This is a genomic window from Lactobacillus sp. ESL0679 (assembly GCF_029433515.1).
GTDB lineage: Bacteria > Bacillota > Bacilli > Lactobacillales > Lactobacillaceae > Lactobacillus.
In genome coordinates this window covers 84,700-98,487 of sequence record NZ_JAQTIG010000005.1, presented here as the reverse complement: position 1 = coordinate 98,487, position 13,788 = coordinate 84,700, and the positions used below count along the sequence as shown (strand labels likewise).

Genomic DNA, 13,788 nt, shown 5'->3' with positions numbered 1-13,788 from the left:
TGCATGAAAAAAGGCTAAGCACAACGGCTTAGTCTTTTTCTTTGGGGTAAGAAATTAATAACTAACTACTTTAATTATGAAATTTTCTTCCCTAACATACTGATTTTTACCAATAATATAATACTTCTTACTACCGATCTTAACACCAGCACCATAAACGGTTACTTGAGTACCATTCTTCAAGAGTTTTCTATTAGTGCGCTTGCCCAATTTGTTGTAAATATAAGCATTATGCGCTAACTTTTGCGTTTCACCCGTGATATTAGCAGAAGCAACATAATAACCATTGGTCAACTTAGTAAATCCACGACCATTAATCACTTCCGTACCAGCTATTGTCACAACCGAATTAGTCGTCAAGGTTACTTGGCCAACACGTTTGCCTTGATCGTCATAAAGATAAGCATTATGCATTATCCGTTTTTCATTCTGCGCTAACGTTACTTGATTTGACTTACCAAGATTTACCATTACAGCTAAGTTGGCTGCTTTGATGTATTGTCCTGCACCAATGATCACATATTGTTTATCAGCAATTGTAACTGGGTCGCCATAAACGGTAATTGTGGCACCCTTCTTGAGCACCTTCCGCCCAATCCGCTTACCAGACTTACTATAAAGATAAGCATTATGGATCAGCTTAATAGCCGTGCCAGTAATGTTACCAGCAGCTAAGTAATACTTTTGACCTTGCTCTTGCAGAACAAAGAAGTCATGACCATTAATCTTTTGCATGCCGTAAGTATTAACTATCGAACCAGCTTTCAGCACTAACTTATTAGCCCGCTGACCAGTTTCATCATAGACGTAAGAGTTGTGTAGTAAAGTTTGCTTCTTACTTTCTGGCAGTGGTGTCGGTGTTACCGTTGAACCATTATTTGAACTGCTGCTGTCATCACTATGCAAAACTTGATTAATTGTTGCTGTATCAGTGTAATGCTTGATGATTTTATCAATCGCATTATTGCGTTCGGTAATCATACCATCGTGATCAGTTGCATGATCAATTGCACCCTGATCCTTAATTGCTTCGTTTAACAATTCGGCAATTTTATCCTTGAGCTTCTGCTTATCGGCTTTACTATAACTAGTGTTACTGTCAATAGCTTGATCAGCTGCGGTGGCTGCATCTTGAACGGCTGACTTAGCAATATCACGCAGCCAATTAGACAGATCATTATTAATATCCGCACCAGTTGCTGCATTATCTAAATCTTCCAATGCTTTTTGCTTAGCGTTAGCCAATTGCGTTGGACTAATTTCTCCTGCAACTAGCTTTTCCTTAGCCGTGGTGTAAGCATGATCAATCTTAGTGATTGCATCTTGTTTAGCAGTAAGTAAATCTTTACCCTTGCTCAATTCACTTGCAACACCAGAAGGATCAGTTGCTTGGTTAACCTTGTCTTTAGCTGCCGTTAAGTCATCCTGTACCTTTTGCTTTTGCTCCGTCTTTTCTGCCTCAGTCAAGTTTGAATGATCAACTGCTGCGATGGCATTGTCAGCTGCTAACTGCAATTGTTCTTCAGCCTTGTGCTGCGTGTCAAGAAGTGTCGTACCAGTTGTCACAGTACTAATCGCTGTCTTGCCATCTGATACAGCAATATCAATTCCAGCTTGATCAGTTGCCGCATCTACTTTACCTTGAGCATCCGTTAAAGCTTCTTGCACCTTTTGCTTCTGCTCCGTCTTTTGCTCGTCGGTTAAATTAGAATTGTCAATTGCCGTGTTGGCGTTGTCAGCTGCATCTTGCAAATCCTGTTTTGCCTTATTCTTAGCAGCTTGCAAGTTCACATCTGTTACTACCTGTTCAATCGCTGTCTTACCATCTGACAAAGCCGTATCAATTCCAGTTTGATCAGTTGCATCATCTACTTTACCTTGAGCATCTGTCAAAGCTTCTTGCACCTTTTGCTTCTGCTCCGTCTTTTGCTCATCGGTCAAATTAGAATTATCAATTGCCGTATTGGCGTTGTCGGCTGCCGTTTGCAAATCTTGTTTTGCCTTATTCTTGGCAGCTTGCAGGTTCACGTCGGTTTCTACCTGACCAATTGCTGTCTTGCCATCTGACACAGCAGTGTCAATTCCTGTTTGATCAGTTGCCGCATCTACTTTACCTTGAGCATCTGTCAAAGCATCCTGGACCTTTTGCTTCTGCTCCGTCTTTTGTTTATCGGTCAAATTAGAATTATCAATTGCCGTATTGGCGTTGTCGGCTGCTGTTTGTAATTCCTGTTTGGCCTTATTCTTAGCAGCTTGCAGGTTCATGTCGGTTTCTACCTGTTCAATCGCTGTCTTGCCATCTGACAAAGCTGTTTGAATTTCATCACTAGTTGTTGCCTGACCAATATTATATTGTGCATCTTCCACTGCAGCAGCAACATCTGCCTTCCTTGCAGCTTTATCTTCATCGGACAAGTTAGAAGCGTCAATTGCTGTATTGGCTTTATCGGCAGCATCTTGCAAATCCTTAATTGCCTGATTCTTCTCAAGCAGAATTGCAGTCGTCTTTGAAACATCATCAATTGCTGTTTTGCCATCTGACAAAGCCGTATTAACTCCAGCTTGATCAGTCGCTGTATCTACCCTACCTTGAGCATTTGTCAAAGCATCTTGCACCTTTTGCTTCTGCTCCGTCTTTTGCTCATCGGTCAAATTAGAATCGTCGATTGCCGTGTTGGCATCATCGGCTTCTTGCTCTAACTTATTCTTAGCATCAGTCTTAGTGTGATCCAATGCCTGAGTATCATAAGTAGCAATATCTTTCATGCCATCCGTCTTAATTTGATTAATCTTGTCAGCCTTGCCGGCAACATCCCCAGCAGGTGCATCAACCTTGTTAATGGCACTTGTTGCCTTATCAGCAGCAGTATCAACTTTGCCCTTCAATGCTTCCTTGTCGGCAGCACTCAAAACATCATCTGGAATTTGGTCAATCTTATCCTTGGCTGCTTGGGCTGCATCGTTGACTTCTTTATCAGCAATCAACTTATTCAATGCAGTTCTACCGCTGTCATAAGCATTAACTGCTGTTCCTAAATCAGTCGCGCCATTGAGATCATTAATACCTTGTTCAACTTTCGCAATTAAATCGCTGTATCTGTTCTTTTCATCGGCAGTTAACACTAAATTACCATAATCAGATGCCAAGTCCTTCGTATTTTCGATTTCATTATTGAAGTATGGGTGATTTTCACTATTTTCTTTGTTTAAAATAGCGTGAACCTTATTAATCCCATCTGTTTTAGCAGTGTCAAGGTCAGAATCATTATCAGTTGCCTCAATGCTTTGCTTGATACCAGCATAAACACCGTTAATATCAGCAATTGCTGCCTTCTTTTGTTCCGGCGTCAGACTCGACTTATTAACAATGGTAATTGCCTTAGTTTGTTCATCCTTAACAGCATCAAGGGCTGCACACTTCTTGCCGTCAAGTTGCGCACTCTTCAGAACATTGTTAATGTTTGTCTTGCCTGTGGATAATTCTGTATCGGCAGCAGTTGCATCAGCAGCAGCCAAAATCTTGGCCTTGGCCTTTGTAACTTCAGCGTCCACCGCAGCTTTTTGGTCCTGCTGCTTATCTGCTGGCAAGCCCAGTTGTTCAATCTTCTGTTTTGCGTCAACAGCATATTGCTCCAGCGCCTTAATGTTGTCATTCTTATGGTTTAGCGTTCCTTGATCCTTAGCGGCATTAACAATTGTATTAATGCCTGCCTCGCCAAAGTCGGCTACATCGCCATTTGTTACATTACCCTGCTCAGCATCGGTAATTGCCGCTGTCGCATCTGTCAAATCGGCAGCCGTAGGATTAGCTGGTAATTGAACATTATTAATCTTGTCAACGGCTTTCTTTCTTGCTGCCTCAATTTGGGCTTTCACAGCGGTCCTTTGCTTATCGGTTAAGCCTAAGCCATCAATTGCACCGTTACCATTTGCACCGTTAGCATAAGCATTAATTGCCGCAATCTGCTTGTTCTTCTCAACTATTAATTGTGCTGGCAAAGTTGAGTTAGTAATTGCTGCATCACCAGCAGTTTTGGCTGAATCAATCTCATCATTATCCGCTGCCGCGTTAATTGCTGAAATAGCTGCATTCAATGCATCGTTTACTGCTTTATTAACGGCCGCAACTTCACCGGCACTCAAATATGGGTTAGCGGCATCAGACGGATTCTTAGCAAGCTCTGCAATTTGCGCTTTAGCGGCATCAGCCTTTTTCTTTAAATCTTTAATTGCGGCATCCTTGTCACCATAAAGTTTAGAAATGTTCGCAATTGTTGTTACTCCCTTGTCCTTAGCAGCCGCCATATTGGTGATTGGATCAGATGTGTTCTTGGCTGCCTTAATCTTATCTGCCGCCTTAACTCGTTCAGCCTCAATTGCGGCCTTCTGCTCCCTCTTTTCAGCAGGTGAACTCGATGATGCATCAATTGCTTGATTTGCCTGATCGGCAGCATTATTCAAAGCCGTCAAGTTATCATTCAAGGCTTCTTCGACATCCTTAGCAGTGCCAACAGCGGCAATAGTTGTTGCGCCAGTTGCTGCTGCTGAGGAAACTTCAGTCGGAGTTGTTGCCTGATTAATGGCTGTTGTTGCATTATCAAGAGCAGTCTGAACTTGGTCGTTCAATTGCTTGTATTGGTCTTGATCTATCTTGCCATCATTGTAAGACTGGGCAATCTGCTTCTTGACATCATCTGCTTTATCTTGCAAATCAGCGATGGCATTCGTTGCTGCTTGACTCAATTCTTCATCAGTTGCATGACCGCTAATATTACTAATGGCGGTCTTACCGTCAGCTAAAGCCGCATTAATTCCAGCTTCATCGGTTGCGGCATTAATCTTATTCTCTGCCTTCTCCAATTCGCTATTAACTAAACTCTTAAGATTATCTTTCTTAGCTTGATCCAACTCCAACTGATCAATTGCAGTTGCGGCATCTTTAGCAGACTGCTCCAGTTCAGCGTTAGCCTTGTTCTTCTTATTCTGCAAGATGGCATCAACCAAAGCTTGGTCAATATTTAAAATTCCAGCACGTTCCCTAGCTGAAATTGATTCAGCATCTTTAGAGCCATTGATTTCAGCAGCTGCCTTAGTATAAGCAGCTTTGGCTTGATCTTGATATTTTGTTACTTCCTCAGGAGTTAAATCATGGTTATTAGCAATCTGGGCTAAAATCCCTGGATCTCCAGTAGCTGCATCACCGTTTAATTCTTTATCAAGAGCCGCAATCGCAGCATCTTTAGCGGTATTTAAATCAGCAGCATCTTTAATATTTTTAATTCCTGCTAAAGCTAAATCTTTGGCAACCTTAATATCTGTATTATTAGTCGCCTTATCAATCGAAGTAGTAGCAGTATCCATAATCTTCTGGGCTTTCTGCTTATCTTCTTCGCTAAATTGCCCTGCATCAATTGCTGCTTGAATTTCTTCTTTAGCTTGACGCTTTCTTGCAACCAATGCTGCCTTATCAACTTCTTGATAAATTGTTGATTGGCCCAATCTTTCAGCTTCAGTAACTGCCGATTCAGTTGTTGCCGCATTAATCTTATTGTGAGCGTCAATCGCAGCTGCATCAATTGCAGCTTCGGCAGCAGCAATTTCAGCAGCATTCAGACCGCGATCAGGATCATTAACCTCCTGTTTAGCATTAGTAACTGCATCATCAATCTGCTTATTGGCAACATCCTTAGCAGCAGCTAAACTAGTATCTTTTTCTGCCTTTAAAATTGCGGCTTCACCAGCAGCTTCAGCAGTCTTAATATCAGCCAAATTATCCTTGGCAGCAATCTCCTTTTTACCATCATCACGAGCCTTGTTAATTTCCGTAATTGCTTCTTGCTTAGCATCATCAGTCATTGACGAATTATTAACTCGCTCAACTGCGTCCTGAGCCACTTGGTCAAGCTTATCTTGGTATTCCTTAATTGAACTATCAAGGTCTCCAGCACTGATTAAAACGTTTTGCATGTTGTCAATACCATTATCACGCTCAGTATTAACTTGATTAATCGTTGCTGGTGTTGGATTATCAACCTTGGATAGAGCAGCAGTATACGCAGACTCAACTTGAGCAATTAGAGCCGCCTTACCGTCACTATCAATGTTATTCTTTTGGTTAATTGCCTCAATTATGGCATCATGCTTGGCCAATAATGCTCGTTCAGCAGCAATTTTAGCTGATTGCAAATCTGCGGCATCTTTAATCTGCAACATTGCAGTCCGACCATCAGTTGCCGCTTGTTTAACAGCATCTGTTGTCTCTGCCGCAGCAACTTCGGTTTTGGCCTTACTTAAAGCATCATCAATCTGCTTTTGGTAATCTAATTTTTGGCTTGGCCCTAAATTACTATCTTGCTCAATGTGCTCTTTAAGTTGCTCAGCCAAATTATTCAAGCCAATTGGATTACCATCATTATCTAACGCGGTATCTTTAGCATCCGCAACTGCTTGATTAGCAGTGTTAGCAGCATCAATTGCCACACCATTCATTGCCTTGATTCCAGCATCCTTATCAATCGTGATTCGATCGGTTGAGGTATCTTGATTGACTTTGTCAACGGCATCATTGTAAAAGTCATCAATCTTGCCCTTTAGCTCAGCTTGCTTAGCGGCATCAATCTTGCCCGCGGTAAACAATTCATCAATTTTTTGCTTATTATCTGTCTGCGAAGTCGTTAATTCTTGCACTGCCTTGGCTTTAGCAACTGCTAAATCGGCAGCTACTTGAACTTTATCAATGTTGGTCTTACCAACTATCTTGGAGCTAGTAACATCATCTGGCGTTGTTGCAGCATTGATGTTATTAGTTGCAGCGGTAACTACTTGGTCAATTTGATTCTTATAGGCTTCCTTCTCGCTAGCACTCAACTGCTCAGCTGGCAAATTGTCAATCGTATTCTTAGCAGTTTGCGCATATTGGTTAAGGTCATTGATTGCAGCAGTTTGCGCAACCTGCAACGCAGCATCCTGCTTATTAGCATTAGTTACAATGCCATTAATATAATTTTCGGCAGTTACTTCGGCATCATTAATTGCGCCCTGTGAAGTCCCTGCTTGAATATTGCTAATTCCTTGATCAACTTGATCTTGGATGTCCTGCTTATATTTAGCTTTGTCGGCATCGCTCAAGTTAGTACCGTCAATTTGATCATTAGCGGCTTTTTGTGCATCCTGTAATTTAATAATTGCATTATTCTTTTCAGAAGCTAACGTCTGGTCTGTCAATAAATTATTCAGCGCAGTCAGACCAGCAGCAGTCAACGTGTTAACCGCATCTTGACTAGCTGCGTGATCGATTTGATCTTGATAACCAGTGTCCTTGCTGTTAGTCAACAAGTCCTCTACTTTTTGAATTTGCTCATCACGTTCGCCAGCACTCAAGCCTGACAGGTTATTAATTTGATCTTTGATTTCTTGCGCCTTTTGCTCAAGCTGTGCCTTAGCACCAACGCGGTCAATGCCCACAATGCCAGCGGTTGTTACTTCCTGCAAATTATCTTTAGTTGTGGAACTATCCGTTATCTTGTCAATTGCCGTTGCTAACGCGGTATCAATGTCTGAATTAATTTGTCCAACAACAGAAGCATCATTAGGATACATTGCGGCATACTTCGACTTTTCACTAGCAGCCTCATTTTGCAACGAGATTAACGCGTTCAACTTGTCAATTGCCGTTTGGGCTGCCTCTTTTTTAGCAGTCATGTCAGCTTCGTCCCCAGCAGTGCCCACTGCATTAATTGCGTCTTGGGCAGCAGTTAACGCATCTTGAACCTTAGAGTTAGAACTGCTTGCAAGTTCCTGCTTAGCCTTATCATAAGCTGTCTGCAATTCAGTAGTCGCAGCAGCATTATGCGTTGTAACAATCTTGTCAAGGGCGGCTTTACCAGTAGCCAAATCACTAGTGCCGCTGTCAATCTGCTCTTCATAAGTTGCTGACTCATTTTCTAGTTCATCGGCCAAACTTGGATACTTTTGCTTCAACGTGTTTTTATATGTCCGCAACTCTGAAATCGTCTTAGCAGTATCAAAAACTTTTTCAGTATTGGTTTTTGCATCTTGAAAGGTTTGACCAGCAGTATCCAAATCAGTAGCTGCGTCAATTGCGCTTATGCCGTCTGTAGTAGCAGACTGCAGTTCATCATCATACTTCGTCTTTTGCTCTGACGATAATGCCAAAACATTTTTAATCTTATTTGAATTAGTGCCGGTCTCCTTAGTTACGGCTGCCTGGGCCTGCGCCTTGAACGCAGCTAAAATATTTTCCTTAGCCGTTGCTACCGCTGCATCAATGTCATCACCTGTTGCTTTATCGATGTCATCATTAGCATCAGTAACGGCAGCTTGAATTTTCTCATCATCAGTGGTACCTAAATATTGGTTAGCCTTTTGGGCATATTCCTTAACTTCTTGTTTAGCTACATCCCGTGCAGCCTTTGCGTTTGCTGTTTCAGCAGCAGTTACCTGCTGCTTAATTGCCGTAATTGCCGTGTCGCGACGATTAATTATTTCATCCTTATCAGTTGTACCGTAAACCGAATCGGCAGAAGTTGGATCATTAGCCGTTGACTTATTGACCCACTCATCAATTGCGTCAAGATACGGCTGCATTTTAGCAGTATCCTCACCAAATAAGGTATTTATCTGCTGCTTAGCTGCCGCTGCCGCATCATTAATTGCCTTAACTGCATCTGCTTGCCGCTTAGCTGCAATTTCATCTACAGCGTACAATTTTGCTGTTTGTGGATTTTGTGGATCTTCTAGTGATGGGTCACCTTCAACGAAGTTCTTAGTGGCAGTTAACGTTGCCGTGCTACCAGATGTAATGTTAGTAAGTTTGTCTTTAGATACCGTAATAGTAAATTTAAACTTACCTTGATGGGCACCACTAGTTTCTGGAGTATCAGCGGAAACAGCCGCATACTTAATTCCTTGATCAGCCTCTTTGTGGTACGGACTAGTTATCTCGCCTAACCGTTTGCTATCAGGCATTACTGCAGAAATATATGCACCACCTTCGTTAGCATAACCGGTAATTATTTCATTATCGTCATCATCAATTTCAATATCGTCATCTGTAATGGGATCGATTGCCAAGAAACCATCATTAGCACTAATAAACTCCAAAGTTGGTAAATCTTGATTATTAATTAACGCAATTGCAGCACTTTCATCACTTGAACTAATCCCCTCAATCGCAGTATCTAACGTTGTTAGCGTACCATCAGTATTGCCTTTAAAGCCAAAGGTTCTGAAGGCATTCGAAACTGTTTCACCCGGTTGCTTTAATCTAACACTGTTAAGCGTGAAGTTACCCGTTGAGATAATATTGGCAGCAGTATTGGTTCCTCGATCAAGTAGGAAGTCATCAGGGTTAGTAATTGTCGTCCCATTACCCGGATTAAGTAGCGTTAACTTACCAGTACCAGGGTTGTCAGTTAGCTTAATCCTAAAATCACTACCAGTAATCTCGGAAGTACCGCCAATGTTCATCAAAGTTCCGGCAAAATTACCCATATTGGTCCCAGTAATATTAAAGTTTGCCTTTTTGCCAACAATTAAGTTACCACCAATATTAACTAAAGTACTTGCAGGGCCCTTTTTCTTTTTATCACTAATGTTACCATTAGTTACAATATTTAAATTACCACCGTCTTCAACCGTTAAGCTAGAACCGCTATCAGCCAAGTTAATTGCCTTAGCCTTACGGTTATTGATTGTTCCGGTGTAATCAGTCGTACCACCAACATTAATGTTGATATTACCACCCTGCTGAATATCTACTGAACCTTGACCACTATATATCAAGATCCCATTAGCAGAATCACTATTTTCAACACTATTTGCACTATCAGGCATATTACCGCCCTTAGGATTTAGAGTGACATCGGCCCCTGACTTAACAATTACTTCGTTGTCATTGGCTAATTGCTCACCATTGATTGTATCTGAGCCAGTTGCCCCATTAGTCATTTCAATAACATTACCGCTATATGTTGTCCCCGTAAATTGAGTACCATTTTCAAAAATCAAGCGGCCGCCTTTTTTGGTAAATTCAAATAACTGCTGATTAGAAGCTTCAGCATTATAAGTACCCCAATCATTGGTATAACTTTTGACCGTTTGGGCTGTATTAGTGCCATAAAAATGCACTTCTGTATGCGCACCAACATACATCATCTGCGAGCCAATAAAGTTAACATTCTTAAAATTAACAATTGCTCGGGTATTACTACTCGTCTGCATCAAACCGTAAAAGGTCCGACTGTAAATGTTTAAGTTTTCATAAGTAATGTTTACATTGGGGGTAATATTAAAGTCTCGTGGCCGATACATTTGAAAGTCAATGGTGTATCGTGGATCGTCAACTGGATTATCTGGGTCAGCGACTGCAGACTTAATTACCAAAGGTCTAGTAGCGACAGTAATATCACTCACCCCAGCAGTTGGAGCCTGAATATTACTAATAATATTAATCTCATGAATATTACTGTTATTGAATGCAGCAAGTAACCCGACCCAAGAACCGACATTAACCGAAGACTCCGTAGTCGTTGCCAAGTTAAGCGTCTCGAGTAAGCCCTTTGCTTGTGGCTTTTGTTTTTGCGTTGTCGTCGCTGCTGCAGCGTTATCTTCATCACCAGTGGCAATATTAACCGCTGTATCAGAGTCTGGTTTTTGATCATCCTCATCTGGCTTAGTAGCTTGTTGATCAGGTGCTATTGGCGTCTGGTTCTCATCCGGAGTAGTTACCGGCTTTTGTTCATCAGTAGTTGGTGGCGTTTGATCATCTTTGTCTGGAGTTTTAGCAGGTTCCTCTGGCTTAGCTTCTGAAGAATCATCCCTCAAGAACGACTTTAATCCAGCATAAGTCGTTAAGTTTTGGCTGCTCTTATTCGCAGAAGTATCAGACTTAGCTTCTGATTTCTTGTCTAATTCAGCAATTTGTTTTGCTGAAGCACTTTGTTTTTGTTCTGGCTGCACAGTGTCAGCCTTTACAGTTTGCCCCTTAACGCCCATAAAGGTAAAACCGAGCAAGACCGACGCAACGCCGATTGTTAGTTTTCTAATTGAAAAACGATCTTTCTTCGACTCAAGACTCATTTTTCGTAATCTCTCTTTAAAATTATTTTTTCCTAACATTTTTTGCTCCTATGATAGATATATAAAATAAATATATTCAGACACTTTACAAAGTCATCATATTCTTTTATAAATTCTTAATCAATTAAAGCGCTTCATTTTATGTATTAAACAGATTAGCATATATCTTTCATTGTTAAATCAAGTAAAATCAGGAAATAATTTTTCAGTGTAAGACTTTATGTCATGATAATAATTGCATATTACAATTGTTAAAAATAAAAAATAGTGTTACTAATCTCAAAAGATTAATAACACTATTTAATTATTCACCAACGTAAAATTCAATTCGTTGCTGTAGATTTTTAAAAGTAACAGGACAGTAATCGCCAATCTCACCATCAAGATTAACCGGCAACTTTTGACCAGCACTCTTGCCAATCAAATCGATTTTCAAACTGCGTGTCTTAGTATAAATGATATCTGGATCATCAACATGTTTACCGTTTAAAGCCAGTGCCATTAAGCGCAACAGTTTTACGGGATCAGATGGCTTAACAATAATTAATTGGAATAAACCATCGCTCAACTCTGCATCAGGCATAATTTGTTCAAAGCCACCGATGGAATTAGTCATCCCCAGCAAAAGCATTGATAATTTGCCTTCATAGACACCAGCATCATAAGTAAGACGCAATTCATTTTCAGTTAAATGCGGTAACATTTCCGCACCCTTAATTAGGTACGCCGCATAACCCAAAGCCGATTTAACTTCTGATGGTACACCATAAGTTAGTTCTGTTAATGACCCACAAGCGGCAATATTAACAAAGTACTGGTCTTCACTAGCAAAAGTGGCCTTACCAATATCCATTTTGCGCGTTTTGTTATTCAAAATAACTTTAGCAGCTTCTTCAATGCTATCTCGCGGAATGTGCAATGCTCGCGCATAGTCGTTAGTTGTCCCTGCTGGAATAATCGCCATCTTTGGTCGTTCTTCCAAAAAGGCAATCCCGTTAACTACCTCATTAATGGTACCGTCACCACCGGCTGCAACAATCAGGTCGAAGCCTTCAGTTGCCGCCCGCGTGGCTTCTTGCTGAGCACTTTTCTTTTCTGGTGTAGTCCTAAAAGCGCTCGCCTCATAGCCAGCACGTTCCAAGACGTCTAAAATATCAGCGACATTTTTAGGCATCTGTTCGTGACCAGATACAGGATTATAAATCAATCTTGCTTTTTTAGTCATAGTTACTACCTTATTACTTAAAAATCAACATTAACGATTGTTTAATTCTTCATTCAAAAGCTTGTTAATCACCTTTGGATTAGCCTTACCACGAGTTTGCTTCATAATTTGACCAACAAGGTAACCAATAGCTCGATCCTTACCGTTCTTGAAGTCTTCAACTGATTGTGGGTTGTTATCAACAACTTCCTTAACCATTGGCGCCAAGACACTGGTATCTGATAATTGCACCATGCCCTTATCTTCAACATACTTCTTCGGGTCAGTCCCGTTAGTAATTGTTTCCGCAAAGACCTTCTTGGCAATCTTAGAAGAAATCGTCCCGTCTTTAATCAGCTTAATCATTGCAGCCAAGTGCTCTGGTGTCAACTTAATGTCGGTTAATTCAACCCGATTGTCATTCAGGTAACCATTAACTTGGGTATTCATCCAGTTAGCAGCTAATTGGGGATCAGCACCAGCAGCAACCGCCTTGTCAAAGAAGTCGGAACTTTCTTTAGTTTGCAACAAAACGTTAGCATCATAAGCCTTCAAGCCGAAGTCATTAACATATTGGTTGTAGCGTTCTTCAGCTGAACGTGGCAAGGTCTTAGCGATCTCGTCAATCCACTTTTGACTAATGTGATCTGGAGCAAGGTCTGGTTCTGGGAAGTAACGATAATCAGCGTCGCCTTCCTTAACCCGCTCAAGAACAGTCTTACCAGTTGCTTCGTCAAACCGACGTGTTGATAATTGTACGCGACCGCCTGACAGCAAAACTTGAGCCTGACGCTTTTCTTCATAAGCAAGTGACTTACGAACGTGTTCAAAAGAGTTCAAGTTCTTCATTTCGACTTTGGTACCAAGCTCTTTTTGGCCAGCAGGACGAATGGAAATGTTGGTATCAACCCGCATTGAACCCTCTTCCATCTTAACGTCGGAAGCACCAGTAAACTGGACAATCTTACGCAACTTTTCAAGGTAAGCGTAACCTTCATCTGGGTCGGCAATTTCTGGTTCAGAAACAACTTCGAGTAGTGGCACACCTTGACGGTTCAAGTCAACGTATGAAAAACCATTAGTACCGTGAGTGTTCTTACCAGCATCTTCTTCGATATGCATTTCGTGAATACCGATGCGCTTCTTTTTACCATGGACTTCGATTTCCACATAGCCATTGCGAGCTAATGGTTGGAAGAATTGCGTAATCTGGTAAGCCTTAGGACTGTCTGGGTAGTAGTAGTTCTTCCGGTCAAAATGTGTCGTTGGCAAAATATGAGCGTGTGTAGCCAAGGCAACCATAATTCCTAAACGGTAAACGTCCTTATTAACAAACGGTAAAACCCCTGGCATTGCCCAGTCGATAACGTTAGTTTCAGTGTTAGCTTCAGCACCATAACTTACTGGAGAAGGTGAGAAAATTTTACTCTTTGTCTTTAATTCGAAGTGGACTTCGAATCCAATCGTTGATTTAAAATTCATCA

Annotated in this window: 3 protein-coding genes; all 3 read right to left on the bottom strand. The window is 41.2% G+C overall.

Annotation, left to right across the window (positions count from 1 at the left end; genetic code table 11):
* Window positions 1–54: 54 nt before the first annotated feature.
* Window positions 55–11,139: a DUF1542 domain-containing protein gene (locus PT287_RS07390; protein ID WP_277133817.1), complete on the bottom strand. Its 11,085-nt coding sequence runs from the start codon at window positions 11,137–11,139 to the stop codon at window positions 55–57.
* A gap of 265 nt (window positions 11,140–11,404) precedes the next feature.
* On the bottom strand, window positions 11,405–12,325 hold the full coding sequence (locus tag PT287_RS07385) for a diacylglycerol kinase family lipid kinase (RefSeq protein ID WP_277133816.1): 921 nt from the start codon (window positions 12,323–12,325) through the stop codon (window positions 11,405–11,407).
* A gap of 30 nt (window positions 12,326–12,355) precedes the next feature.
* On the bottom strand, window positions 12,356–13,786 hold the full coding sequence (gene gatB / locus PT287_RS07380; RefSeq protein ID WP_277133815.1) for an Asp-tRNA(Asn)/Glu-tRNA(Gln) amidotransferase subunit GatB: 1,431 nt from the start codon (window positions 13,784–13,786) through the stop codon (window positions 12,356–12,358).
* Between the last annotated feature and the right edge of the window lie 2 nt (window positions 13,787–13,788).

What these genes read in the sequence shown, in the direction of transcription:
- PT287_RS07390 (WP_277133817.1), bottom strand. Translation starts at nt 11,139, where the DNA reads ATGTTAGGAAAAAATAATTTTAAAGAGAGATTACGAAAAATGAGTCTT.
- PT287_RS07385 (WP_277133816.1), bottom strand. Translation starts at nt 12,325, where the DNA reads ATGACTAAAAAAGCAAGATTGATTTATAATCCTGTATCTGGTCACGAA.
- gatB (WP_277133815.1), bottom strand. Translation starts at nt 13,786, where the DNA reads ATGAATTTTAAATCAACGATTGGATTCGAAGTCCACTTCGAATTAAAG.